The 25,235-nt window shown below is 63.9% G+C and carries 19 protein-coding genes; 5 read left to right on the forward strand and 14 right to left on the reverse strand.

Features of this window, described 5'->3' with window-relative positions; all coding sequences use genetic code 11:
- Positions 1 to 7 precede the first annotated feature (7 nt).
- Complete coding sequence (locus tag AC1RUR_RS11255) at positions 8 to 2,227, forward strand: acetate--CoA ligase family protein (protein ID WP_492843788.1); 2,220 nt, start codon at positions 8 to 10, stop codon at positions 2,225 to 2,227.
- Positions 2,228 to 2,390: 163 nt separating this feature from the next.
- The gene (locus tag AC1RUR_RS11260) at positions 2,391 to 3,221 is read left to right on the forward strand and encodes an MlaD family protein (protein WP_492843790.1); all 831 of its coding nucleotides are present in this window, start codon (positions 2,391 to 2,393) and stop codon (positions 3,219 to 3,221) included.
- 57 nt (positions 3,222 to 3,278) lie between these two features.
- Here AC1RUR_RS11260 and AC1RUR_RS11265 read toward each other — a convergent pair whose 3' ends face one another.
- The 9 genes from AC1RUR_RS11265 to urtA all read right to left on the reverse strand — a co-directional run bounded on the left by AC1RUR_RS11265 (position 3,279) and on the right by urtA (position 14,561).
- The gene (locus AC1RUR_RS11265) at positions 3,279 to 6,191 is read right to left on the reverse strand and encodes an autotransporter outer membrane beta-barrel domain-containing protein (RefSeq protein ID WP_492843908.1); all 2,913 of its coding nucleotides are present in this window, start codon (positions 6,189 to 6,191) and stop codon (positions 3,279 to 3,281) included.
- 412 nt (positions 6,192 to 6,603) lie between these two features.
- The gene (locus AC1RUR_RS11270; RefSeq protein WP_492843792.1) at positions 6,604 to 7,644 is read right to left on the reverse strand and encodes an aliphatic amidase; all 1,041 of its coding nucleotides are present in this window, start codon (positions 7,642 to 7,644) and stop codon (positions 6,604 to 6,606) included.
- Between the two features lie 45 nt (positions 7,645 to 7,689).
- Positions 7,690 to 8,067 carry an FmdB family zinc ribbon protein gene (locus tag AC1RUR_RS11275; RefSeq protein WP_492843794.1) on the reverse strand — a complete coding sequence of 126 codons (378 nt, stop codon included), beginning with the start codon at positions 8,065 to 8,067 and terminating at the stop codon, positions 7,690 to 7,692.
- 94 nt (positions 8,068 to 8,161) lie between these two features.
- Positions 8,162 to 9,391 carry a formamidase gene (fmdA, locus tag AC1RUR_RS11280; RefSeq protein ID WP_246920139.1) on the reverse strand — a complete coding sequence of 410 codons (1,230 nt, stop codon included), beginning with the start codon at positions 9,389 to 9,391 and terminating at the stop codon, positions 8,162 to 8,164.
- A gap of 27 nt (positions 9,392 to 9,418) precedes the next feature.
- On the reverse strand, positions 9,419 to 10,108 hold the full coding sequence (gene urtE / locus AC1RUR_RS11285; RefSeq protein ID WP_492843796.1) for an urea ABC transporter ATP-binding subunit UrtE: 690 nt from the start codon (positions 10,106 to 10,108) through the stop codon (positions 9,419 to 9,421).
- A gap of 191 nt (positions 10,109 to 10,299) precedes the next feature.
- Positions 10,300 to 11,055 (reverse strand): urea ABC transporter ATP-binding protein UrtD, encoded by a 756-nt coding sequence (urtD, locus tag AC1RUR_RS11290; RefSeq protein ID WP_092186247.1) that lies wholly within the window; start codon positions 11,053 to 11,055, stop codon positions 10,300 to 10,302.
- A gap of 10 nt (positions 11,056 to 11,065) precedes the next feature.
- Complete coding sequence (gene urtC, locus AC1RUR_RS11295) at positions 11,066 to 12,211, reverse strand: urea ABC transporter permease subunit UrtC (RefSeq protein WP_492843798.1); 1,146 nt, start codon at positions 12,209 to 12,211, stop codon at positions 11,066 to 11,068.
- A 17-nt stretch (positions 12,212 to 12,228) separates the two neighbouring features.
- Positions 12,229 to 13,155: an urea ABC transporter permease subunit UrtB gene (gene urtB, locus AC1RUR_RS11300; protein WP_492843800.1), complete on the reverse strand. Its 927-nt coding sequence runs from the start codon at positions 13,153 to 13,155 to the stop codon at positions 12,229 to 12,231.
- 146 nt (positions 13,156 to 13,301) lie between these two features.
- Positions 13,302 to 14,561 carry an urea ABC transporter substrate-binding protein gene (gene urtA, locus AC1RUR_RS11305; RefSeq protein ID WP_028149118.1) on the reverse strand — a complete coding sequence of 420 codons (1,260 nt, stop codon included), beginning with the start codon at positions 14,559 to 14,561 and terminating at the stop codon, positions 13,302 to 13,304.
- A gap of 166 nt (positions 14,562 to 14,727) precedes the next feature.
- Between urtA and AC1RUR_RS11310 the strand changes: the two genes are divergently transcribed.
- Both AC1RUR_RS11310 and AC1RUR_RS11315 read left to right on the forward strand, forming a co-directional pair.
- Positions 14,728 to 18,099, forward strand: a complete 3,372-nt coding sequence (locus AC1RUR_RS11310; RefSeq protein ID WP_492843802.1) for a hybrid sensor histidine kinase/response regulator — start codon at positions 14,728 to 14,730, stop codon at positions 18,097 to 18,099.
- Positions 18,083 to 19,009 (forward strand): response regulator, encoded by a 927-nt coding sequence (locus AC1RUR_RS11315; protein WP_492843804.1) that lies wholly within the window; start codon positions 18,083 to 18,085, stop codon positions 19,007 to 19,009. The genes AC1RUR_RS11310 and AC1RUR_RS11315 overlap by 17 nt, the downstream gene beginning before the upstream one ends.
- Before the next feature lie 119 nt (positions 19,010 to 19,128).
- On the opposite strand, the gene AC1RUR_RS11320 is transcribed toward AC1RUR_RS11315, so the two are convergent.
- On the reverse strand, positions 19,129 to 20,631 hold the full coding sequence (locus AC1RUR_RS11320; RefSeq protein ID WP_492843806.1) for a flavin-containing monooxygenase: 1,503 nt from the start codon (positions 20,629 to 20,631) through the stop codon (positions 19,129 to 19,131).
- Between the two features lie 125 nt (positions 20,632 to 20,756).
- Positions 20,757 to 21,515: a S1 family peptidase gene (locus AC1RUR_RS11325; RefSeq protein ID WP_492843808.1), complete on the reverse strand. Its 759-nt coding sequence runs from the start codon at positions 21,513 to 21,515 to the stop codon at positions 20,757 to 20,759.
- A gap of 109 nt (positions 21,516 to 21,624) precedes the next feature.
- Between AC1RUR_RS11325 and AC1RUR_RS11330 the strand changes: the two genes are divergently transcribed.
- On the forward strand, positions 21,625 to 22,260 hold the full coding sequence (locus AC1RUR_RS11330) for an HAD-IA family hydrolase (RefSeq protein ID WP_492843810.1): 636 nt from the start codon (positions 21,625 to 21,627) through the stop codon (positions 22,258 to 22,260).
- A 125-nt stretch (positions 22,261 to 22,385) separates the two neighbouring features.
- On the opposite strand, the gene mtnA is transcribed toward AC1RUR_RS11330, so the two are convergent.
- The 3 genes from mtnA to AC1RUR_RS11345 all read right to left on the reverse strand — a co-directional run bounded on the left by mtnA (position 22,386) and on the right by AC1RUR_RS11345 (position 24,927).
- Positions 22,386 to 23,492, reverse strand: coding sequence for an S-methyl-5-thioribose-1-phosphate isomerase (gene mtnA, locus AC1RUR_RS11335; RefSeq protein WP_492843812.1), 1,107 nt, complete (start codon positions 23,490 to 23,492; stop codon positions 22,386 to 22,388).
- 16 nt (positions 23,493 to 23,508) lie between these two features.
- The gene (locus AC1RUR_RS11340) at positions 23,509 to 24,384 is read right to left on the reverse strand and encodes an S-methyl-5'-thioadenosine phosphorylase (protein WP_492843814.1); all 876 of its coding nucleotides are present in this window, start codon (positions 24,382 to 24,384) and stop codon (positions 23,509 to 23,511) included.
- 270 nt (positions 24,385 to 24,654) lie between these two features.
- On the reverse strand, positions 24,655 to 24,927 hold the full coding sequence (locus tag AC1RUR_RS11345) for a phosphopantetheine-binding protein (protein WP_492843816.1): 273 nt from the start codon (positions 24,925 to 24,927) through the stop codon (positions 24,655 to 24,657).
- Positions 24,928 to 25,235 lie beyond the last annotated feature (308 nt).

The following is a 25,235-nucleotide window of genomic DNA, read 5'->3' on the forward strand; positions in this document are numbered from 1 at the left end:
TCACGCCATGGAAGCCCCGGTGACAACCCCGTCCGCTGCTGCGCGCCCGTGGTCTCCAGCGCCCGACGCCAGTGACGTCGTCAAAGGCATTCACGCCATGCTGCACCCGCACAACATCGTGCTGGTGGGCGCGACCGACAAGCCCGGCAATTATGCCGAGCGCATCTGGAACAATCTGGTCAGATACGGCTTCGAGGGCGGGCTCTATCCGGTCAACGCCAAGCGCGAGACGATCTGGGGCGTGCCCTGCTACAAGGACTTTGCGAGCCTGCCGGAGAAGCCCGATCACGTCCTGGTGCTGGTGCCGGCGCGCTTCGCCGTACAGGTGATCCGCGATGCCGCCGCGGCCGGCGCGCGTTCGGCCACCATCGTCACCTCCGGCTTCAGCGAATTGCAGGATGACGAGAGCCAGAAGCTCGCCGCCGAATTGCAAGTGGCCATCCGCGAGACGGGTCTCGCCGTCACCGGCCCGAACTGTCTCGGCAACCTAAGCGCCGGCGAAAAGCTCTTTACCAACATCGACGACCGGATCGTCACCATGGAGCAGGGCGCAGTGGCGATCGCCGGGCAGTCCGGCGCCATCGTCATGGCGATCCGCCAGGCGCTGGAGGATCGCGGTGTCGGTGTCGGCTACATGGTGACGACCGGCAACGAGGCCGGGCTCGAGACGCCCGATCTGATGCGCTATTTTGCGGAGGATCCGAGCATCAAGGTGATCGTCGTCTACCTCGAAGGCGTACGCAACACCAAGGCCTTTCGCGATGCCTGCAAGGCGGCGCGCGCCGCGAGCAAGCCGGTGATCGCACTCAAGCTCGGCGCGTCGGAAGGCGGCCGCGCCGCAGCGATGGCGCACACCGGTGCGCTCGCGGGTTCGATCGAGACGTTCGACGCCATTGCAACGCGCGAAGGCGTCATCCGGGTCGGCGGGCTCGACGAGCTGATCGAGACCACCGAATGCTTCGTTCACGCCGCGGTGCCCAAGGGCGGCCGCCTCGCCGCCGTCACGCTGTCAGGCGGCAAACGCGGCATGCTGATCGACGCCTTTTACGCCGAGGGCCTGAACTTCGCGCCGCTGAGCCCGCATGTCAGCGCGGAGCTGGCGAAAATGCTCGGGCCCGGATCGATCGTCGGCAATCCGCTCGACGCGGGCTTTGCCGCGGTCGTCGATCCCTCCGTCTACATGAAATCGATCAAGCTCATGATCGACGACCCCGATATCGACATCGTCATCGTCGATGCCGAGCTACCGAAGGCGCCGCACGAGCTGCGCGAACGCAACCTGCGCATCGTCGAAGAGATGGCGAGCCGGGCCTCAAAGCCGGTGATCTACATCAGTGCGATGTCGATCGGCTTCACCGAGTTCACCAAGGCATTGCGCAAATCGCTGCCGCATCTCGCGGTCATGCAGGGCATGGACCGCGCGGTGACCGCGATCAGGTCCCTGCTCGCCTATGCGAAGTTGCGCAAGGAAGTACCCGACATCGTCTCGAGCTCGAAGCCGGCCGCGCGTGCCGTGCTGGAGAAAGCGCTGAAATCGGCAAGCGGCGCCGCGCTCGACGAGGTCGCCTCGAAGAAGCTTCTCAAGGCCTATGGCATCCCGATCTCGAAGGAGGCGATCGCACGGACGGCGGCAGAGGCGGTCAAGATCGCCAAGCAGATCGGCTTCCCGGTCGTCGCAAAAGTCGTCAGCGCCGAGATCCTGCACAAGTCCGACATCGGCGGCGTGGTGCTGAACCTCGGCAATGCGGCCGAGGTGAAGAAAGCGTTCGCCGACATCAGCGCGCGGGTGGCGAAGCTGAAAGGCAAGCCGAGGCTCGACGGCATCCTGATCGCGCAGCAGGTCAGGGCCGATCTCGAGCTCGTGGTCGGCGCCTCGCTCGATGCCGAGATGGGTCCGGTCGTGCTGTTCGGCACCGGCGGCATCGACATCGAGCTGATGAAGGACGTCGCGCTGGCCGGCGCGCCGCTGGACGAGGCCGAAGCGCGGCTCCTGATCGGCCGCACCAAGGCCGGCATCAAGATGCGCGGCTATCGCGGCAAGCCGGCCCTGCACGAAGCTTCCGCGGTGAAGGCGCTGGTCGGCCTGTCCAACCTGATTGCGGACGCCGGCGACCGGATCGCCTCGATCGACATCAATCCATTCCTGATCAACACCAGGACGGGTGTCGCCGTCGATGCCCTGATCGTCCTGAACAATGCTGAGGCGAAACGCGCGGCCGGGCATTGATGTCGCGTAGGGCGGATTGGCGCAGCGCAATCCGCCTTTTTGCACGGTGAATGCGGAGAGCAGTGGCGGGTTACGTTTCGCTAACCCGCCCTGCCTACGATTGCGGCCGGAGCAGCATCCGGGCTCCTTCCAACTTCCCCGCTTTGGCTCTAGACTCAGCCTCATGGCGCGCGCGAGCAATCTGGTGATCGGAACGGCAACGCTGGCGGTGATCGCCGTGGCGTTCGGCGGCCTGCTCGGCGTGCAGAAATGGCGCAGCATCCAGAGCCGCAGCCAGTTGCGCGTGGTGTTCGAAGGCGGTTCCGCCAGCGGCCTGCGCCGTGGCGGGCCAGTCAATTTCGACGGCGTGCCGGCCGGCCAGATCCTGTCGATCAAGCTGGACAATCCGCGCAAGGTCGTGGCGCTCGTGATGCTCGACAACACCGCACCGATCCGCAAGGACACCGTCGCGGGCATCGAATTCCAGGGCCTGACCGGCGTCGCCGCGATCTCGCTGATCGGCGGCGCGCCCTCCGCACCGCCGGTACCGCTGGATGCGGATGGCGTTCCCGTGCTGACCGCCGATCTCAGCGACGCCGAAACCATCGTCGATACTCTGCACAGCGTCGACCGTACGATCGTGAGCAACGCCCCTGCGATCAAGGAGGGCCTGCACACCTTCGAGACCTATACCGCCGACCTCAGGAGCAAGGGCGGCGAAATCGATTCCGTCATGGCCAAGGTCGACAGCGCCTTCGCGGGCTTCGACAAGGCCGTCACCAAGATCGAGGGCGTGGTGCCCGGCTTCGTCGACGGCAAGGCCGACGAGCTGTTCGAGAAGGTGCAGGGGTTGCGCGAGCTGGCCGACACCATGAGGAAGAAGTCGGCGGGCTACATCGAGGACATTCGTCGTTCGCTGCTCGACGTCAGCGAGACCGCCAACAAGATGAGCGGGACGCCCTCGCCCGCCGCCGCCCCACGCCCGCCGCGCAAGCCTCCGCAGAAGAAGCAGTGACGCTTACCCTCCCCCTCCAGGGGAGGGTCGCAGTCCGGCCAGATCCAGCGACGAGTCCTACCACGCGTGGCGGACGACGCCCTTGCCGGCGTAGGAGCGCGTGACGTTCGAGAACTCGCCCTCGAAGGTTGCCGACGCAGACCAGCCGTTCATCCAGTTCATCTGCACCGATGCCGTGGTCAACGCTGAATCGCGCGCCTGTGCTGCACCGTTGACGACAAAGGCGGTGCCTGGCAGCGTCTGGAACACCGCACCGGCGGTGCGGTCCGGATTGTAGTCATGCGCCCAGGCGACGCGCCCGCGCAGGGTCATCAGGCCGCCGGCGGCGACAAATGACTTGTCTGCGCGCAGGCCGAGCTCGGTGCGGGCGCTGGTCACATCCTTGGCGGCATAGTTGAGCGCAAAGGTGTTGTTGCCGACCACCGCGAACTCCGAATAGTTCGGAAGGCTGAACATGGTGGCCTGGAGCGCCGCATACGGCGTGAGGCCGATCCATTGCGTCGCCTGGCGATAGCCGCCCTCGATGCGGCCCGAGAGGGCGTTGGCATTGAACTGCGCACGCAGCTGATCGACGCCGGCAGCAGTGACGATGCGGTTGGTCGTGACGTCCTGCCAGCCATAGGCCAGCGCGGCCGTGATATAGGCCGGTCCCGCCGTGTGACGAACGAAGGCGCCGGCCTGGAACAAATCGGAGCGCCCCCAGCCGAGCCCGTTGACGTTGAAGCCGGTGCCGCCGCCGGCAAGCGCAAAGCCGGCGATCGTCGACGGCGAGAAGCGATAATCGATGCCGACGGCGGTACCATAGACGCTGCTGGTGGTGGTGTTCGAGCCGAGGGCCGCGTTGCCGTCGGTAGTCTGCGAGCCGCCGTAGCCGGCCGCCCACACATCCCAGCGCTGCTCGAACGTCGCGGGCGGCGCCTTGCGGTAGATCGAGGCAAAGGCCTCGCGCGCGCCCTTGTCACGCGCATTCCTGCCGGCCGCGGCATAGGCGTTCGCGCCGGTGTCGTCGGCGAATGGCGTTGCACCAGGCGTGCCGCTGCGCCCCGAGCCAAACACGTCGGTCAGCAGGCTGAGGAACAGGTTCATGGCGTTGAAGGTCGTCTGCTGCGAGCCCGTGCCCGATTCGCCCGAGGCCTGCGTCAACCCTGCCGGCGAGAGATTGGCGAGCGCCACGGGAAGGCTGCCGGTGCGGTTGAAATAGCCCGTCAGCACATTGGCGACGTTCTGCTGATTGATGTTGAGGCCGCCGCCATAGCCGAGCGCGAGGTCGAGGTCGACATTGTTGAGGCCATAGCTCAGCGTCGCGTGCAGGTTCGGCGACAGGCCCGCGACGACGGGATTGAACGTATCGGGCAGCGTCCCCGCGCTGAGGATCGTGTAGTGTTTCGCGATCGAGCCGATCGGAACGACCACGACCGTCGCACCGCCGAGCGTCGCCGTGCCCGTCACGACCGCGAGACCGTTGCTGGCGCCCGAAACCTGCACCATGTAGCTCGACGCCGACGTGAACGTGAGATCGCCTGACACGCTCAGCGTTCCGGTCGGATTGCCCGGCGCAAACGTACCGCCATTGACGGCGATCGTGCTGACCGTGCCAAGGCCGCCGAAAGTGCCCCCAGTGGCGATAGACACGGTGCCGTTGATGGTGCCGGCGAGCAGCAGCGTACCGCCAAGCACATTCCAGTCCTGATTGCCGGTGCCGGTTATCGTCCAGGTCGAGCTATCAACCTTGTTGAAGGTCGAGAACCCGTCGTACTGGAGGCCAACGCCGATCAGGTCGAGATTGAACGTATCCTTGCCGGTGCCGCCAAGCTGGAACGTATCGGTGCCGGATGCCAGCACCTGGCCGTTGATGACGCTGCCGGGGCCGAGGGTGAGCGTGTTGTTGCCGCAACCGCAGAAGTCGATCGCAATGGCACCGGCCGCGCTGGCATCGATGGTGCCGGAGTTGAAGAGGCTGCCGCCGCCACTCAGCATGATGCCCGTGCCGTTGGCGCCGACAGTGATGGTGCCGGTGTTGACGATCTGGTTGGTCGTGCTGAAGGAGCTGACGTCGATGCCGACGCCGGTGTCGCCGACGGTGATCTTGCCCGTGTTGGTGACGATGTTGGAATCGCCGACGACGAAGATGCCCTCGACAAAGTCGGCGCCCGTGATCTGCCCGCTGTTGGTAATCGTCGAGGACGAGCCGGTATAGGCGATCGCCACCCCGCCCAGGCCGACATTGATCGTGCCGCTTTGGCTGATCGTGGCCCGGTCACCCTGCAACGAAATGCCGGCCGTCCCGCTGCCCCCGACCGTGATCGTGCCGCCGTTGGTGACTTTCGAGTCGTCGCCCAGCACGGCAATGCCGACGCCGAAATCTCCGGCCGTGATCGAACCAAAATTGCTGACAGTCTGAAAGTCGCCTTGCAGGAAGATGCCGGCGGCGTTCTGCCCGACCGTGATCGTGCCGGTGGCCGTGTTGGTGATCGTGTTGTTGTCACTGATCGCCAGAATGCCGCCGGAGAATCCGGCGGAATCACCAACGGCGATCGCGCCGGCATTGGTGATGACTGCACTGCCAAACGTAAAAATGCCGCTTGCACCGTCACCGCCGGTGATCGTGCCGGTTGCGGCGTTTGTGATCGTGTTGCTCACCCCGGCGAAGACGCCCACACCCGACGCGCCGACCAACAGCGCTCCGCTGTTGGTGACGGTGTTGTTGTCACCGACCGAGATCGCGGCGCCGCTGTCGCCCGTCGTGATCGTTCCGGCATTGATGATGACGTTGTGATCGATCGCCTGGATGCCGAGGCCGTTGTCGAGCACCGTGATGGTGCTGTTGTTGATCACGGTATTGGAATTTCCAACGGCAATGCCGGTGAGGCCCGAGCCTGCCGACACGGTCCCGTTGTTGGTGACGGTGCTGGAATCGTTGACGCCGATCGAGAGCGCGCCATTGTCGTTCACGGTCGCGCCGGACAGCACGTTGACGTTGAGGCTGTCGATGCCGGCCCCGGCCTGAAAGCCGTCCGCGTCGGTGCCGCTACAGGTGACGGTCTGGCCGCTCGAGGCAGGATCGGGCGTGCAAGCCGCGTTCGCCGGCGATGCGCACAGGCTGAATCCCAAAACGAACGCTGATGCGCCGACGAGCAACGCGGCGCCGCGCCGGCGCAGTCGATCCTGCCGCCTCGATAGCCCCTCGCCCCTCACGTCACGCCCCCGCTTCCCCGCCAGTTCCGCGGGAACTTAGGCCATGAGGAGGTTCCGTAGAACTACGGCGCCGCCGGAATGCGTCCGTTTGGCGCACAACCGAGGCAGAATCCCGCGGTCATGTTGCAACCGGGCCACGGTTTACGAGGCCAAATTCCCACTTCGCGCACGAGCCGGTCGCGACAACTCAATAATTGCTGGCCGCCGCCTCGTTCGGGATGCCGTCGATCGGGCATTCGTCGGTGCCCGGCGTCGAGCGGGTCATCGCCTCGACCATGTCGCGCGTGCCTTCGGGATCGGCGATCCAGTTCTTGTAGAAATCATACGGGCACGCGGCAACGCCGCGCGGGCTTTCGCCGGAATTGATCATGCCGGTGTAGCCGCGGTGGACCAGCTTGTAGAGATGGTTCTGCGACTGGCCGTTGCGGCGCGCATCGCGGATCAGATGTTTTGAGAGCTGCGCGTACTGGATGCCGTAATCCTCTTCGCCGCACTCGCCGAGGGTGCGGCCGTCGAAGCCGATGATCGCGGAGTGACCGAAATAGGAATAGACGCCATCGAAGCCGGCGGCATTGGCGACCGCGACATAGACATTGTTGGCCCACGCCATGGCCTTGGAAATGAGAACCTGCTGCTCCTTGGCCGGATACATGTAGCCCTGGCAACGCACGATCAGCTCGGCACCTTTCATGGCGCAGTCACGCCAGATCTCCGGATAGTTGCCGTCGTCGCAGATGATCAGGCTGACCTTGAGGCCTTTCGGACCTTCGGACACATAGGTGCAATTGCCGGGATACCAGCCTTCGATCGGCACCCACGGCATGATCTTGCGATATTTCTGCACGATCTCGCCCTTGTCGTTCATCAGGATCAAGGTGTTGTAGGGCGCCTTGTGCGGGTGCTCCTCGTGGCGCTCGCCGGTCAGCGAGAACACGCCCCACACCTTCGCCTTGCGGCAGGCCTCGGCAAAGATCGCAGTCTCCTCGCCGGGCACCGCCGACGCGGTCTCGTACATCTCCTTGGAATCGTACATGATCCCTTGAGTGGAATATTCGGGGAAGATCACGAGGTCCATGCCGGGCAGGCCGACCTTCATGCCCACGACCATGTCGGCGATCTTGCGGGCGTTGTCGAGCACCTCGACCTTGGTGTGCAGGCGAGGCATCTTGTAGTTCACCACTGCGACGCCGACGGTGTCGTTGCTGCTGGAAATGTCGCCGTGAAGCATGTTGAGCGCTCCTGTCTTCTATTCGTTTGAGGTTGGCGCGTGGCGTTAGTGGCTGATCATCCAGGGGCGCGCTGTTGGAAAACCCTTGGCGCCGCTCTTGCTCTTGGTCACCAGCCGGGCCGGCTTCTTCTTGTCTGTCGAGCTCTTGTCCTTCACCGTCTTGCCCGACGAGCAGCATCCGCAGCCGGGACCGTGCGAGGCCTTGTATTGCGCTGATGTCTGCGGCGCGTGCGTGCTGCGCTCGTTGACGGCGTGCGCCTTGCGTTTCTCCGCCGGCATGCAGAAGAAATTCGGCGCGGTCAGGATCACCCGCGGCGCCATGGTCTCGCAATGCGGACAGTTTTGCGGATCGTCGCATTCCGCCATCGGGCGAAGGTCCTTGAACGGACCGCAGTCGTCGCAGAGATATTCATAGACCGGCATCGCATCATCCCCACGTCTTGCCTGTTCGACACACCTCGCGGCGGATGCGGGGCGGCCAGAGACGCCGGCCGTCCCGCATCCCGTCGCGCAGGGATCATTTGTCCGGCGAGATCGGCATCTGGATATCGCCCGTGATGTGCTTGATGGGTCCGGCCGCCGACGGCATCACGTCGAAGTCGAAGATCTCGGTCGGCAGCCACAGCGTGGCGCAGGCGTTGGGCACGTCGACCACGCCGGAGATGTGGCCTTGGCACGGCGCGGTACCGAGGATCGAATAGGCCTGGGCGCCGGAGTAGCCGAACTTCTTCAGATATTCGATGGCGTTGAGGCAGGCCTGGCGATAGGCGATGTGGACGTCGAGATAATGCTGCTTGCCGGCTTCGTCGACCGAGATGCCTTCGAAGATCAGGTAGTCCTTGTAGTTCGGCGTGATCGGCGACGGCTTGAAGATCGGGTTCTTGATGCCATACTTCGCCATGCCGTCCTTGATCACCTCGACCTTCAGATGCAGCCAACCGGCCATCTCGATCGCACCGCAGAAGGTGATCTCGCCGTCGCCCTGGCTGAAGTGCAGATCGCCCATCGAGAGACCGGCGCCAGGCACGTAGACCGGGAAGTAGATCTTCGAGCCACGCGACAGATCCTTGATGTCGCAATTACCGCCATGCTCGCGCGGCGGCACGGTGCGCGCACCTTCCGCGCCGATCTTGGCCTTGACGTCGCCCTTGGCGCGGCCGCCATGGGCGGTCGGCGCGAATGGCGGATTGGCAAGGCCGGGCACGCGGGTCGGATTGGTCGAGATGAGCTCGGCCTCGCGCTTGTTCCAGGTGTCCAGCATCTTCGGATCGGGCAGACAGCCGATCAGGCCGGGATGAATCAGGCCGGCGAAATTGACGCCCGGAACGTGACGGGACGAGGTGTAGAGGCCTTTGATGTCCCAGATCGACTTCTGCGCCAGCGGGAAATGGTCGGTGAGGAAGCCGCCGCCGTTCTGCTTGGAGAAGAAGCCGTTGAAGCCCCACAGGCTCTCCTTCATCGGACCGACATCGAGCAGGTCGACGACGAGGAGATCGCCGGGCTCGGCGCCCTTGACGCCGATCGGTCCGGACAGGAAGTGCACGATCGACAGATCGATGTCGCGCACGTCGTCGGCGGAATCGTTGTTCTTGATGAAGCCGCCGGTCCAGTCATAGGTCTCGATGATGAAATCATCGCCGGGATTGACCCAGGCCACGATCGGAATGTCGGGGTGCCAGCGGTTGTGCACCATGTCATTATCGTAAGCCGACTTGGTGAGATCGACCTTGATCAGTGTCTCTGGCATCGAGAAGCTCCCCTTTTACACGGTTGGTTAGACGGACAGATATTTCGAGACTTGCGCGGCATCGACGCTGTCGCGCGGATCGTCACGCACGATCTCGCCGTTCTCGATCACCAGCACGCGGTCGGCGATATCGAGTGCAAAGCTCAGGACCTGCTCGGACACGACGATCGAAAGACCCTTTTCGTCACGGATGCGTTTCAGGGTGCGCGCCATGTCCTTGATGATCGAGGGCTGGATGCCTTCGGTCGGCTCGTCCAGCAGCAACACCTTCGGCTTGGTCGCGAGCGCGCGCGCGATGGCGAGCTGCTGCTGCTGGCCGCCCGAGAGATTGCCGCCGCGGCGGCCCTTCATCTCCAGCAGCACCGGAAACAGCTCGTAGATATCGGCCGGCACCTCGGTCCCGCCGGAGACGACGAGACCGGTCTCGATGTTCTCCTTCACCGTCATGGTGGAGAAGATCATGCGACCCTGCGGCACATAGGCGAGGCCCTTGGCCACCCGCGCGTAGCTCGGCAGACTGCCGAGCTCGGCGCCGTCCATGGTGACCGAGCCGCTTTTGGCCGGCAGGATACCCATCAGCGACTTCATCAGCGTGGTCTTGCCCATGCCGTTGCGGCCCATGATCGCCACGATCTCGTTCGCGGCGACCTTGACGTTGAGCCCGTGCAGCACCTCGCTCTGGCCGTAGGCGACGTGAAGGTCTGAAATTGCCAGCATGGTCGTGCTCCTAGGCTCGGTGTCTCTTCACCTCTCCCCACCGGGGAGAGGTCGGCGCGTAGCGCCGGGTGAGGGGACGCAGGTCTCGCGAGAGAGCAAAGCCGCTCACCCGAATGGCTACGCCATTCGACCTCTCCCTATGGGAGAGGTGGGCTGAGATCGCCGCGCGTGCTTGCCCCTTGCTCGCCATCTCAGTGGCCCAGATAGACTTCGACGACCTTGGGATCGTTCTTCACCTTCTCCATGGTGCCCTCGGAGAGGATCTGGCCCTGGTGAAGCACGGTGACCTTGTGCGCGATGTCCTCGACGAACTTCATGTCGTGCTCGATCACCAGCACCGAGCGGTTCTTGATGATGCGGTTGAGCAGCTCGGCGGTCTTGGCGCGCTCGGACACGCTCATGCCGGCGACGGGCTCGTCGAGCATCAGCAGGTCCGGGTCCTGGATCAGCAGCATGCCGATCTCGAGCCACTGTTTTTGGCCGTGACTCAGCTGGTCGGCATAAGTGTCGAGACGATCCTTCAGGAAGATCATCTCGGCGACCTCCTCCACCCGCTGCCTCACCGCCGCGTCGCGCTGGAACGTCAGCGAGCCGAACACGGTGCGGCCGCGTGGATAGGAGATCTCGAGATTCTCGAACACGGTAAGGTCGACGAACACCGACGGCGTCTGGAACTTGCGGCCGACACCGGTCTTGACGATCTCGTTCTCCTTCAACTTCGTCAGCTCCTTGCCGCGGAACTGGATCGAACCCGAAGTCGCCTTGGTCTTGCCGCAGATCAGATCGAGCACCGTGGTCTTGCCGGCACCGTTCGGACCGATGATGACGCGGATCTCGTTCTCCTCGACGTAGAAGGACAGATCGTTGACCGCCTTGAAGCCGTCGAAGGACACGGTGAGCGCCTCGACCGCGAGCAGAAATTCCTTGGGTTGATGACCGACAAGCATGATGATCTCCTCACTCGGCCGGGGCGCCGTCGGCGACGGAATCGTCGGTCCACGCGCCCGACTTCGGCTTGCGTGCCCCCATGAGCCGATCGATGCGCGGCTGGACGTAGTCGGCCCAGATACCGGACAGGCCGTTCGGGAAGGCGAGCACGACCGCGATGAACAGCGCACCGAGACCGAACAGCCAGAGTTGCGGGAAGGACTCCGACAGGCTGGTTTTGGCGAAATTCACCAGGATGGATCCCCACACCGCGCCGAAGATCGACATCCGTCCGCCGACCGCGGTGTAGATCACCATCTCGATCGACGGCACGATGCCGACAAAGGACGGCGACATGAAACCGACATTGAGCGCGAACATCGCGCCGCCGATCGCGGCGAAGACCGCGGCCATGCAGAACGCGAAGATCTTGAAGTTGGCGACGCTGTAGCCGGAGAAGCGGACGCGATCCTCCTGCTCGCGCATCGCCACCAGGATGCGGCCGAGCTTGGTCAGGCGGATGAACTGCGCGATGCCGATGCAAGCGAACAGCAACACCACCTCGACGAAGTACATGACGACCTTGGCGTGGTCGGGCCGGATGTCCCATCCCTTGAGAGTGCGCAGGTCGGTCATGCCGTTGATGCCGCCGGTATAGCCCTGCTGCCCGACGATCAGGATGGTCAGGATGGCGGCGACGGCCTGGGTGATGATCGCGAAATAGGTGCCGCCGACCCGCCGCTTGAACATCGCGGTGCCGATGATCAGGGCGAAGATGCCGGGGACCAGGATGATGGCGAGGATGGTGAAGCTGAGACTGTGAAACGGCTGCCAGAACAGCGGCAGCGACGTGATCTGGTTCCAGTCCATGAAATCCGGAATGCCGGGCGTCGACTGGATCTTCGTGTTCTCGACGCTGGAGGCCTCCAGCTTGAGGAACATCGCCATGCAGTAACCGCCGAGGCCGAAGAACACGCCCTGCCCGAGGCTCAGAATGCCGCCATAGCCCCAGCACAGCACGAGGCCGATCGCCACGAAGGCGTAGGTCAGGTATTTCGCGACCAGATTGAGGCGGAACACATCCAGCGACAGCGGCAGGATCACGAACAGCACGGCGGCCAGCACGATGAAGCCGATGAGCTCGGATCGATTGAAGAAGCGTGAGTTGATGACCATGACTTGCCTGCTTCCTGCTATTTGCGGACTTTGAGGGCGAAGAGACCCTGCGGCCGCAGCATCAGAATGCCGACGACGGCGAGCAGCGTGAGCACCTTGGCCATCGAACCCGACATGAAGAATTCGAGCGTCGATTGCGTCTGCGAGATCGAGAATGCGGAGGCGATGGTGCCGAGCAGGCTGGCGGCGCCGCCGAACACGACGACGAGGAAGGTGTCGACGATGTAGAGCTGGCCCGACGTCGGCCCGGTCGAGCCGATCATGGTGAAGGCGCTTCCGGCCACGCCGGCGATGCCGCAGCCGAGCCCGAACGTGTAGCGGTCGACCTTCTCGGTGTTGATGCCGACCGCGCCGGCCATGATGCGGTTCTGCACCACCGCGCGCACCTGGCGGCCCCAGCGCGACATGTAGAGGACGTAGGCGACGCCCAGCGTGATCAGCACGGTGAGGCACATCACGAAGACGCCGTTGATCGGCACCTCGATGCTGTCAGAGACGTGCAGCGAGCCGAGCATCCATTGCGGCAGCTCGACGCCGACCTCGCGCGCGCCGAACACGGAACGATAGGCCTGCTGGAGCATCAGGCTGAGGCCCCAGGTGGCGAGCAGCGTATCGAGCGGGCGCTTGTAGAGATGTCGTATCAGCACCCATTCCACCAGCATTCCCAGCGCACCGGATGCGACAAAGGCCAGGATCATCGCGAGGAAGAAGTAGCCGCTGAACAGGCTCGGCAAATAGGACTGGAAGAAGTTCGACGTCATCCAGGTGACGTAGGCGCCGAGGATCATGAACTCGCCATGAGCCATGTTGATGACGCCCATCTGGCCGAAGATGATCGCAAGACCGAGCGCCATCAGCACGTAGACCGAGAACAGGATCAGTCCTGCAAAACCCTGCATGACGAAGATGGAGCCAAGATCACCAAGCGAGTAGTCGCCGAACATCGATGTCCTCCGTCGGAGATAGGGTCCCGCGTCGCGAGCAGGTTCGCGACGCGGGGGTCTTGGGCGTGGATTTGCTGTCCACGCCAGGGAGCTGCGTGATCTTGAAAGAAAGCGCGACGAATGCCGCGACTTACTGGTAACGCTTCTTACTGGTAGCCCTTGGGGAACGGATCCGGCTCGACGAGATCGGCGGTCTCGTAGATCAGCTCGAACTGGCCATCGAGCTTGGCGCGCCCCACCCGGGTCTTCGACCAGAGGTGATGGTTTTCGTGGATGCGCACGTAGCCTTCCGGCGCGCCCTTGAACTCGACGCCCGGCGAAGCTGCCGCGATCTTGTCGACGTCGAAGGAGCCGGCCTTCTCGACCGTCAACTTCCACAGCCACGGGCCGAGATAGGCAGCCTGGGTGACGTCTCCGATCACGGTCTTTTCGCCCCACATCTTCTTGAACGCGGGCACGAAGGTCTTGTTGTTCGGGTTGTCGAGCGACTGGAAGTACTTCATGCAGGCATAGGCGCCCGCGATGTTCTCGCCGCCGATGCCGTCGATTTCGTCTTCGGTTACCGAGATCGTCAGCAACGCCTGCTTCGAGAGATCGATGCCGGCGGCCTTGAGCTGCTTGTAGAACGCGACGTTGGAGCCGCCGACGACGTCGGTGAAGATCACGTCGGGCTTGGTCAGCTTGATCTTGTTGATGACCGAGTTGAACTGGGTATTGCCGAGCGGATAATATTCCTCGCCGACGACCTTGCCCTTCAGCACGTTCTCGACATGCTTGCGCGCGATCTTGTTCGAGGTGCGCGGCCAGATGTAGTCGGAGCCGATGAAGAAGAACGACTTGGCGCCCTTCTCCTTGGCGATCCAGTTCAGGCCGGCGAGAATCTGCTGGGTCGCCTCCTGGCCGGTGTAGATCACGTTCTTGGACTGCTCGAGGCCTTCGTAGAAGGTCGGGTAGTAGAGCATGCCGTTGTACTGCTCCATGACCGGCAGCACGGCCTTGCGCGAGGCCGAGGTCCAGCAGCCCATGATCGCTGCGACCTTGTCGTTGACGAGCAGCTTCTTGGCCTTTTCGGCGAAGGTCGGCCAATCGCTGGCGCCGTCTTCCTGGATGAACTTGATCTTGCGGCCGAGTACGCCGCCCATGGCGTTGATCTGCTCGATGGCGAGCTTCTCGGCCTCGATCGAACCGGTCTCGGAGATCGCCATGGTGCCGGTCGCCGAATGCAGGATGCCGACCGTCACTTCGGTGTCGGTGACAGCTAAGCCCGTGGTATTGACCGCCGAGGTCGCCGGGGCCTGCGCAAACGACGCCCGCGGCAGCATCGTGATGGCCGGCACGGCCGCCATTCCCATCAATAATTTGCGCCGAAGCGGCGACAACAGGCCCTTGTTTGCTTCGTCTGACATGAGCACCCCACTTTTGTTCGAGGACACGCGATTGGTCCGGTGAGGATGGCTCGAATTTGTGCAGCGCAAGCATACGCAAGATCGCGTATACTGCACCGCAAAATGCCGACGTAGGCTTTTGGTACGGGATTTGCGAGGGATCCGGCGAGTTCGGGAGTGGAGTTAAGTGGCAGGGCGGCAGCGAATAGACCGCGTCAGGCGCCAGTACAACCAATGGGTCGCCAACCAGACACTGGAAGACTACGCGCTGCGCTTCACGGCCAAGAGCGCGCGCCGCTGGTCCACCGCGCGTGTCGCCAACACCGCGCTGGGCGCGATTTCATTCCTGGCGATGGAAGCGATCGGCGGTACCATCACCCTCAACTACGGCGTCACCAACGCCACCGCCGCGATCCTCGTGGTCTCGACCATCATTTTCTGCTGCGGCGTACCGATCGCTTATTATGCCGCCAAATGCGGCATCGACATTGACCTGCTGACGCGCGGCGCCGGCTTCGGCTACATCGGCTCGACGATCACCTCACTGATCTACGCGTCCTTCACCTTCATCTTCTTCGCGATCGAAGCGGTGATCCTGGCGTCCGCGCTCGAGATGTGCTTCGGAATTCCGCGCCCCGTCGGCTATCTCATCAGCGCCGTCGTCATCATCCCGCTGGTGGCCTACGGCATCACACTGATCAGCCGCTTTCAGCTCTGGACGCAGCCGCTCTGGATCGTCCTCCACATCCTGCCCTTTGCCGCGATCGCCTGGGCCAACCCGTACTCGTTCACGGAGTGGCGGAAGTTCTCCGGCGAGCATGGCGACCTCAACGGGCACTTCGACCTGCTGCTGTTCGGTGTCGCGGCCTCGGTGGTGTTCTCGCTGGTGGCGCAGATCGGCGAGCAGGTCGACTTTCTGCGATTCCTGCCGCGCGACCGGCGCGCCTCCAAGACCTCCTGGTGGATCGCGCTGATGAGCGCGGGGCCGGGCTGGATCGTGCTCGGTGCGCTGAAACTCCTGGCCGGCTCGTTCCTCGCCTTCTTCGCGCTCAGCCACGGCGTGCCGCCCGAAGAGGCCGCCGAGCCGGCGCATATGTATCTCGAGGCCTTTCGATACGTGCTGTCGCAGCCCGACCTCGCGGTGGCGCTGACCGGCACCTTCGTGATCCTGTCGCAGGTCAAGATCAACGTCACCAACGCCTATGCCGGCTCGATCGCGTGGTCGAACTTCTTCTCGCGCCTGACCCACAGCCATCCCGGCCGCGTGGTCTGGCTGGTCTTCAACGTCATCGTCGCGCTGCTGTTGATGGAGATCGGCGTCTACAAGGCGCTGGAGCAGACGCTCGCGCTCTATTCCAACGTCGCGATCGCCTGGGTCGGCGCGCTGGTCGCCGATCTCGTCATCAACAAGCCGCTGGGATTGCGGCCACCGCAGATCGAGTTCAAGCGCGCGCATCTCTACGACATCAATCCTGTCGGCGTCGGCGCGATGACGATCGCGACCATCATCTCCATCAGCGCCTTCTACGGCCTGTTCGGGCCAACCGCGAAGGCGCTGTCGGCCTTCATCGCGCTGGCGGTTGCCTTCCTCGCCGCCCCCCTGATCGCATGGGCGACCGGCGGCAAATACTACATCGCTCGCAAGCCGAAGCGGAGCTGGCAAAATCTCGAGGCGATCCAGTGCTGCATCTGCGAGCACTCGTTCGAACCGGAGGACATGGCCTCCTGCCCCGCTTACGCCGGGCCGATCTGCTCCTTGTGTTGTTCGCTGGACGCCCGCTGCCACGACCTCTGCAAGCCGCATGCGCGCGCACAGACGCAATTCTCCGAGACGCTCGGCAAGATCCTGCCGCAGCCGATCTACCAGCGGATCAATTCGCAGCTCGGCCATTACATCGGGGTGTTCGTGATCTCGGCCGGCCTCGTCGCGCTCGTGCTGGGGCTGATCTATCTTCAGACCTCCGCGAGCGTGCATGGCGAGAACATGCTGGTCTCCGACGTGCTGTGGAAGGTGTTCTTCTCGCTCAGCATCATCATCGGCGTGGTGGCCTGGCTGTTCGTGCTGGCGCAGCAGAGCCGCCGTGCCGCGGAGGCCGAGACGCGGCGGCAGACCACACTGCTGATCCAGGAGATCGACGCGCATAAGCGCACCGACGCCGAGCTCCAGCGCGCCAAGGAGGTCGCCGAATCCGCCAACCTCGCCAAGAGCCGCTACGTGGTGGGCCTCAGCCACGAGCTGCGCTCGCCGCTGAATGCGATCAGCGGTTATGCGCAGCTGCTCGAGCAGGATGCGACGCTGAGCACCAAGCCGCGCGACCAGGTCCGCGTGGTCCGCCGCAGCGCCGATCACCTCTCCGGCCTGATCGACGGCATTCTGGACATCTCCAAGATCGAGGCGGGGCGGCTGTATCTGTCGCGCGACGAAGTCCGCCTCAGCGAATTCCTCGACCAGCTCGTCGGCATGTTCCGCCTTCAGGCCGCCGCCAAGGGCATCGACTTCGTGTTCAGGCGTCCCGCCCATTTGCCGGTCGTGGTCTATGCCGACGAGAAGCGGCTGCGACAGGTGCTGATCAATCTGCTTTCCAACGCGATCAAATTCACCCAGACCGGCAGCGTGCAGTTTGTCGTGCACTATCGCAGCCCCGTTGCCGAATTCGAGGTGATCGACACCGGCCCCGGCATCCAGGGCGGCGATCTCGAGCGCATCTTCGCGCCGTTCGAGCGCGGCGCCCTCGGCGTCTCGCAGCCGCAGACCGGAACGGGCCTCGGGCTGACCATCAGCCGGCTGCTCGCCGGCGTCATGGGCGGTGACATCAAGGTCGTGAGCACGGTCGGCACCGGCAGCACGTTCAAGGTCAAGATCCTGCTGTCGGAGGTCATCAATCCCCAGCGCATCGCACCGGTGGAGGCGCCGGTCTCCGGCTATCACGGCGCGCGCAAGACGATCCTGATCACCGACGACGACCCTGTTCATCGCGACCTGCTGCGCGAGGTGCTGACGCCACTCGGCTTCATCCTGCTCAGCGCCACCGACGGCCCGGGCTGCCTCGCGCTGGCGCAACATTGCCGGCCCGACCTGTTCCTGCTCGACATTTCCATGCCCGGCATGGACGGCTGGACGGTCGCGGAGGCGTTGCGCGCCAGCGGCCATCACCAAGCAAGGATCCTGATGGTCTCGGCCAGCGCGCTGGAGGCTCACGGCACGCCGCTGGCGCAACCCTTCCACGACGGCTATCTGATGAAGCCGATCGACATTCCGAGGCTGCTGGAGACGATCCGCCAGCTCCTCAAGATCGAGTGGCAATACGGCACGGACGAGATCGCGGTGCCGTTCTGGCAGCCCGAGAGCGGCTCGCGGCCGCCGGTGCGACACATCGAGGAGCTGATCGGGCTCGGCCAGATCGGCTACGTCAGGGGCATCCAGCTGAAGCTCGACGAGATCGGCAATGAGCATCCGGAGCATGCCGATTTCGTCGCCCAGATGCGATCGCTGGTCGACCGCTTCGATCTCGACCAGTACATGGCCACACTGAAGACGTTGCATGCGCATGAGCATTGAGTCGAAGAAGCGCGACGTCGCGCTCGTTGTCGATGACTCCCCGGAGACGCTGCGGTTGCTCACCGACGCGCTCGACGGCGCCGGAATGACGGTGATGGTGGCGCTGGATGGCGCAGCGGCGATGCGCATCGTCGACCAGATCACGCCCGACATCGTGCTGCTGGATGCGGTGATGCCCGGCATGGACGGCTTCGAGACCTGCCGCCGCCTCAAGCGCGATGCGGGCCTTGCCAACGTCCCCGTGATCTTCATGACGGGCCTCGCCGAGACCGAGCATATCGTGCGCGGGCTGGACGCCGGCGGCGTCGACTACGTGACCAAGCCGATCGTGATCGAGGAAATGCTGGCGCGCATCCGCGTCCATCTCGGCAATGCCCGCCTGACGCAGAGCGCGCGCGCCGCGCTCGACGTCTCCGGCCGTTTCCTGTTCGCGGTCAACCGCCAGGGCAATTTGCTCTGGGCGACCCCGCAGGCGCAGAAGCTGCTGGCCGATCACCACGGTGCGCAGGCCGACGACTTCGTTCTGCCGGCATCACTGCTGCACTGGCTGGAGCAGGCCAAGGGCAAGGGCAGCTCGAAGTCTCAGGCGGCCTCCCTGCCGGACAATCCGCAGCTCCGGTTCTATTACATGGGCGAAACCGCGCCGAACGAATTCCTGCTGCGGCTGTCCAGGGAGTCCGGCACCACGCTGCCGCCGGAATTCACCAGCGAGCTCGGCCTCACCACCCGCGAGGGCGAGGTGCTCGCATGGCTCAGCAAAGGCAAGACCAACCGCGACATCGCGCAGATCCTGGGATTGAGCCCGCGCACGGTCGACAAGCATCTGGAGCAGATCTACGCCAAGCTCGGCGTGGAGAACAGGACCGCGGCGGCGGCGATTGCGGCGAATGCGACGCGAAGGAATTCGTAGCCGCAGCGCGATTGAGTTGACGCGCCGCACGCCCAACAAACGGCGTCGTCCCGGCCTAGTGCGCAATTGCGCACGGGGGCCGGGACGACAGCGGAGTGTGTGGTCAGCGCCAACGCGCCTCACTTATAAACGAACGCCTTGTCGTCCAGATCCGTCTTCGGGATCTCGTCCTTCTCGGTCCAGTAGTCCTGGCTGTGCTGCCATTCCGGCTTGTCGCCGCGCTTGGGCAGCAGGTTCATGTTGCGCATCATGTAGCCGGGGTTGAAGTTTTCCGGATCGATCCAGGGCAGGATCGGCATGTTGTGATCTTCGGGACGCAAGCGCACCTCGACCTTCTTGGTGCCCTTCGCCTTCATGTGTCCGAGCAGACGGCAGACGAAATCGGCGACGAGGTCGACGCGCAACGTCCAGCTGGCACGGAAGTAACCGAACACCCAGACCAGGTTCGGCACGCCCGTGAACATCATGCCGCGATAGGTGACGGTGTCGCCGAAGGCGAGCGGCTTGCCGTCGATCTCGAAGGCGATATCGCCGAGCGCCGAGAGATTGAAGCCGGTCGCGGTGACGATCACGTCCGCTTCAAGCAGCTTGCCCGATTTGAGCTGAATGCCGTTCTCGGCGAAGCATTCGATCTCGTCGGTGACGACGGAGGCCTTGCCGCTGGCGATACCCTTGAACAGATCGGCATCCGGCACGAAGGCGATGCGCTGCCGCCACGGCCGATAGGATGGCGTGAAATGCGTCTCGACGTCGTAGTCAGGGCCGAGCACCGCACTGATCTGGCCGATCAACTCCTTCTTCACCTGCTCGGGCTTGGCCAGACAGAGCTTCGTGAACGCGTCCTGCTCGAACAGAATCTTGCGGCGGACGATCTCGTGAATCCAGGCCTCGTCGACCTGAAGCCGGCGCAGCTCCTCCGCGATCTCGATGGCGTTGCGGCCGAGGCGAAAATAGGTCGGCGAGCGCTGGAGCATGGTGACATGCGCGCATGCGTCCGCGATGTTCGGCACCAGCGTCGCTGCGGTCGCACCCGAGCCGATCACAACGACCTTCTTGCCCGCGAGATCGATATCATCCGGCCATGTCTGCGGGTGGACGATATGCCCCTTGAAGCGGTCCATGCCCTTCCATTCCGGCGTGTAGCCTTCCGAATGTCGGTAATAGCCCTGGCACATCCAGAGGAAGTTTGCGGTGAAGGTCTTTGCCTCGTCCGTATCGGTCGTGGTCGCCTCGATGGTCCAGAGATTTTGCTCGCTCGACCAGCTCGCGGAATTGATCCTGTGCTTGTAGCGGATGTGCCGCGCGATATCGTTATCGTCGATCACCTCGTTCATATAGGCGAGGATTTCCTCGGCGGTCGCGATCGGCGGGCCGACCCAGGGCTTGAAGCTGTAGCCGAAGGTGTGGAGATCGCTGTCCGAGCGGATCCCGGGATAGCGATGCGTGCTCCAGGTGCCGCCGAACGTCGCCTGGGTTTCGAGGATGACGTAGCTCGTACCCGGCAGCTGCTTTTCGATATGATAGGCACTGCCGATGCCGGAGATGCCGGCGCCGACGATCAGCACGTCGAAATGCTCAGAAGCCTGCTTGGTGGTGGCGTGACTGCGAACAGCGACATTCATTGTTGCTTCTATGCCTTGCTTGTTTTTGTGGCCGTCCTTGACCGGACGGCGCGTTTCCTCCGCAACGGGCATGGTCGCCCATCGCGCTTCCGCTTCAAAATGACATAGATCAAGCCGCGGTCAAACTACAGCGCCGCACCCCAGCTCCGCGCGGTCTGCAAAATCCAGTCGCGATAGAGCGTGAGCGGCGTGACGCCGGTCAACCCGCCACAGCCGGCAGCACCGTTCGGTCCCGTAGACCAGCTGATGAGGCCGACGAGCATCGCGCCGTTCGGCTTGTCCTCGAACACGGGACCGCCGGAATCACCGGTGCAGGCACCAATTCCGTCGCGAACTCCGTTGGTTACGGGATCGACCAGTCGGATCTGGAGCGTGCCGGGCTGGCCGGTGGCGACGAGGCCTGCGACGCGAATCGCGCCGCCGCTCTTGCCGTCACCGCGCACGGTCACGCCGATACCGGCGATGACGAAGCGGCCGCCGACCTGGATTGGAATATTCGGCGTCCCAACCGGCACCGTCGATTTTCCCTTCAGTGGAATTTCCAGTTGCAGCAACGCCACATCGGCGGTGGCGCGATGCGCCTGCATTGCCTGCATGTTGAAGGTCGGATGGATCGCGACGGCGCGGACATTCAGCAATTGTGGCTGGCCGTCGGTCCCGCGATCGACGATCTTGTAGTCCGCGCCCGGCTGTACGCAGTGGGCGACCGTCAGCACGACCCTCGGGGAGATCAGGCTGCCGGTGCAAAAATTGCCGCGCGAGCCGACGATGGTGACGATCGCACGCGCAACGCCATCGGTCTGCGGCGTCCCGCCACCAACAATCGCATGGGCGGGCGTCGCGAGCAGCAGCACGGCTGCGATGACGGTTGCAAGCTTCTTCATGGGAACACGCTTTGGCGTCGGCATCGATGGCGGGGGAGATTGTGTCAGACTGGCCCTTGCCGATAGCGCATGCTAGCCCTCTTGGAAAGGAAATGACGAGGGCAGGATAGTGACGATCGAGGCTGTGATCTTTGATTTTGGCGGGGTGCTGACGAGTTCGCCGTTCGAGGCGTTCGCGCGGTTCGAGACCGAGCGCGGGCTGCCCATCGACATCATCCGGCGCACCAACGCTGCCAACCATCTGGAGAACGCCTGGGCCAAGTTCGAGCGGGCCGAGGTCGATATCGACACGTTCGATCATTTGTTCGCCGCGGAATCGCGCGCACTCGGCGCCGAGGTCCGCGGCCGCGACGTGCTGCCGTTGCTTCAGGGCGATCTGCGCCCCGCGATGGTCGAAGCCTTGAAGCGCATCAAGGCGCAATTCAAGACCGGCTGCATCACCAACAATCTGCCGGCCAACGCGATCGGCAGCATGACCGGGCGCTCACTCTACATCGCCGAGGTGATGGTGCTGTTCGATCACGTCATCGAGTCCGCCAAGATCGGCCTGCGCAAGCCCGACCCGCGCATCTACAGGATGATGGTTGAGACCCTGAAGGTCGATCCCAAGAGGTGCGTCTATCTCGATGATCTCGGCGTCAATCTGAAACCCGCGCGTGAGATGGGTATGGCCACGATCAAGGTTGCCAGCGGCGCGCAAGCGATCGCCGCGCTCGAGGCGGCGACGGGGCTGAAGCTGGGCTAACTGGCGCGTCATTCTCCGTCATTGCGAGCGCAGCGAAGCAATCCAGACCCCCTCCGCGGTGAGATTCTGGATTGCTTCGCTGCGCTCGCAATGACGACGTGGAAAAATATCGCCTGGCGAACTGCCTATTCTGCTGCGTCGGTAATACGCTCCGGGAACGCCGCCGCCAGCGCCGCGCGATCCGGCTTCAGCACGCCGCGCTCGGTGATGAGCCCGGTGACGAGGCGCGCCGGAGTCACGTCGAACGCGTAGTTCGCGACCGGCGAGCCCTCCGGCACGATACGCACCGTCTCCAGCCTCCCGTCGGCGGTCCGGCCGGTCATGTCGGTGACCTCCACGCCGCTGCGCTGCTCGATCGGGATGTCGCGGATGCCGTCATGGACGGCGAAATCGATCGTCGGCGACGGCAGCGCGACGTAGAACGGTACGTTATTGTCGTGCGCGGCGAGCGCCTTCAGGTACGTGCCGATCTTGTTGCAGACGTCGCCATTGGCCGCGACGCGGTCGGTGCCGACGATGGCGAGATCGACCATGCCGTGCTGCATCAGATGCCCGCCGGTGTTGTCCGGGATCACCGTGTGGGGCACGCCGTGATGACCGAGCTCCCAGGCGGTCAGCGAGGCGCCCTGGTTGCGCGGGCGCGTCTCGTCGACCCAGACATGGACCTTGATGCCGCGCTCATGCGCGAGATAGATCGGCGCGGTCGCGGTGCCCCAGTCGACGGTTGCGAGCCAGCCGGCGTTGCAATGGGTCAGCACGTTGACGACCTCGCCCGGCTTCTTCGATGCGATCGCCTCGATCAGCGTCAGGCCGTTGGCGGCGATGCCGCGATTGATCTCGACGTCCTGCTCGACGATCTCGTCGGCGCGCGCATAGGCGGCCTCCGCCCGTTCAACCGGATCGATCGGCGCGAGCGTAACGCGCATCTCGTCGAGCGCCCATTTCAGATTGATTGCGGTCGGGCGCGCCACGACGAGCGTCTCGTAGGCGTGCTTCAGGCCTGCATCGGAAGCGTCCTCACGCATCGCGAGCGCCATGCCAAAGGCCGCGGTGGCGCCGATCAGCGGCGCGCCGCGCACCAGCATGTCGCGGATCGCAACCGCGGCATCTTCGCACGAGGTCAGGCGCGCAACGACGAATTCATGCGGCAGCCGGCGCTGGTCGATCGCGCCGACCGACCAGCCGTCACGCTCGCGCCAGATGCTGCGGAAATGCTTGCCGTCGACCTTCATGGCTTTCTGCCTTTCGTCAGCCGCGCAACACGCGCCCTGCCACCGCGTCGAGCTTCTTCAGAAGTTCGGGATCACGCGCCTCGGGCGCGGTGATCAGCGCGGTATCGAGCGCGCGGTCCGAGCCGATCGGGCACGGCTCATGCTCACGCGGAAAGTCCTGCGCCAGCCGCGCCACCAGCGCCTTGGCCTTGTCGGCGTTCGAGGTCAGCACGCGGATGATGTCCTGCACGGTGACGGCATCGTGATCGGGATGCCAGCAGTCGAAATCGGTCACCATCGCGACCGTGGCATAGCAGAGCTCGGCTTCGCGCGCGAGCTTCGCCTCGGGCATGTTGGTCATGCCGATCACGGAATAACCCAGCGTCTTGTAGGTCATGCTCTCCGCGTAAGTCGAGAACTGCGGTCCCTCCATGCAGACATAAGTGCCGCCGCGCGCGATTGCGATGCCCTCGGCTTCGGCGGCCGCCGCAAGATGGATGCGCAGCCGTGGCGAGACCGGATGGGCCATCGACACATGCGCGACGCAGCCGCGGCCGAAGAACGAGCTCTCGCGCTTGTGGGTGCGGTCGACGAATTGATCGACGAGCACGAAGGTGCCGGGCGGCATCTCTTCCCTGAACGAGCCGCAGGCCGACAGCGAGATCAGGTCGGTGACGCCGGCCCGCTTCAGGACGTCGATATTGGCGCGGTAGTTGATGTCGGAGGGCGACAGCCGGTGGCCCTTGTCATGGCGCGGCAGGAACACGATCGGCAGGCCTGCGATGGTGCCGCGCCGCAAGGAGGCCGACGGCTCGCCCCAGGGGCTCTTGATCACCTCTTCGCGCGCGCCCTCGAGCCCCGGCAGGTCATAGATGCCGGAGCCGCCGATGATACCCAATACCGCCTGCGCCATGCCTGCTCCATCCTGTCCGCCACCTGCGACATGGTTAAGCTATGCCAGTTTTGAGGCGGTTTTGGAACGGGGGGTGTATCGATGCCGTGAGAGCCACAAGGCCCTCGCCACACTCTCGGTGTCGTCCTGGCGAAAGCCAGGACCCATACCGCGAGGTCTATCGATAGAGCATGGTGCTGGTCCCGAACGACCAGCCTTCGCCAAACCACTTCCTGGGGTAATGGGTCCTGGCTTTCGCCAGGACGACCCGGGGAAGCATTTGTGCGGGAATTATGCCGCGGTCGCCGGCTGCAATTGCGTCATCACCATCCGCTCCAGCGTCTCGACGGACTGGAAATTCTCCGGCGTGATCTCGGACTGCGGAATGGTGAAATCGAACTCGGCCTCGACGCCGAGCATCAGATTGACCATGTCCATCGAGGTCAGGCCCGCATCGACGAGCTTTGCCGACGGCGTGACGTCCGCGGCGAGCGAGTTCTGTTCGAGGATGCCCTTCACCAGCTTGATGATGCGAACGCGCACGTCGGTATCGAAGGCCTGCATCGGCAAATTCCCGTTTGTCTAGTCGGACCGGACTGCCGGCTACGATGGGCAGGGACAGCCGATCCCGCAATGGTCGGCACCATTACTTCGCGTTTCTTAGTAAACGATGACTCAGATTGTCTGGATTCCGGGCTTCTTCCAGATCCCTAACGCCATCCCGGAAATTCCGACCATGCCGACAACCGGACCTTAACTGTTCGTTGGGAATTGGGCTTCGTTTACCCTCTATTTCATCGACGAATTTGAATTAAATCCGTAGCCTCATCTCACAAGCAAAGATGGTCGGAGGATCGCTTACGCGACATCGC

The sequence above is a fragment of the Bradyrhizobium sp. GW821-FHT12B03 genome, assembly GCF_058807535.1.

Coding starts and splice junctions, on each gene's coding strand:
- AC1RUR_RS11270 (WP_492843792.1), bottom strand. CDS start 7,644: ATGCTTCACGGCGACATTTCCAGCAGCAACGACACCGTCGGCGTCGCA.
- urtB (WP_492843800.1), bottom strand. CDS start 13,155: ATGTTCGGCGACTACTCGCTTGGTGATCTTGGCTCCATCTTCGTCATG.
- AC1RUR_RS11260 (WP_492843790.1), top strand. CDS start 2,391: ATGGCGCGCGCGAGCAATCTGGTGATCGGAACGGCAACGCTGGCGGTG.
- urtA (WP_028149118.1), bottom strand. CDS start 14,561: ATGTCAGACGAAGCAAACAAGGGCCTGTTGTCGCCGCTTCGGCGCAAA.
- AC1RUR_RS11325 (WP_492843808.1), bottom strand. CDS start 21,515: ATGAAGAAGCTTGCAACCGTCATCGCAGCCGTGCTGCTGCTCGCGACG.
- AC1RUR_RS11345 (WP_492843816.1), bottom strand. CDS start 24,927: ATGCAGGCCTTCGATACCGACGTGCGCGTTCGCATCATCAAGCTGGTG.
- AC1RUR_RS11275 (WP_492843794.1), bottom strand. CDS start 8,067: ATGCCGGTCTATGAATATCTCTGCGACGACTGCGGTCCGTTCAAGGAC.
- urtD (WP_092186247.1), bottom strand. CDS start 11,055: ATGCTTGTCGGTCATCAACCCAAGGAATTTCTGCTCGCGGTCGAGGCG.
- AC1RUR_RS11340 (WP_492843814.1), bottom strand. CDS start 24,384: ATGGCGCAGGCGGTATTGGGTATCATCGGCGGCTCCGGCATCTATGAC.
- AC1RUR_RS11315 (WP_492843804.1), top strand. CDS start 18,083: ATGCGCATGAGCATTGAGTCGAAGAAGCGCGACGTCGCGCTCGTTGTC.
- AC1RUR_RS11255 (WP_492843788.1), top strand. CDS start 8: ATGGAAGCCCCGGTGACAACCCCGTCCGCTGCTGCGCGCCCGTGGTCT.
- AC1RUR_RS11320 (WP_492843806.1), bottom strand. CDS start 20,631: ATGAATGTCGCTGTTCGCAGTCACGCCACCACCAAGCAGGCTTCTGAG.
- mtnA (WP_492843812.1), bottom strand. CDS start 23,492: ATGAAGGTCGACGGCAAGCATTTCCGCAGCATCTGGCGCGAGCGTGAC.
- fmdA (WP_246920139.1), bottom strand. CDS start 9,391: ATGCCAGAGACACTGATCAAGGTCGATCTCACCAAGTCGGCTTACGAT.
- urtE (WP_492843796.1), bottom strand. CDS start 10,108: ATGCTGGCAATTTCAGACCTTCACGTCGCCTACGGCCAGAGCGAGGTG.
- urtC (WP_492843798.1), bottom strand. CDS start 12,211: ATGGTCATCAACTCACGCTTCTTCAATCGATCCGAGCTCATCGGCTTC.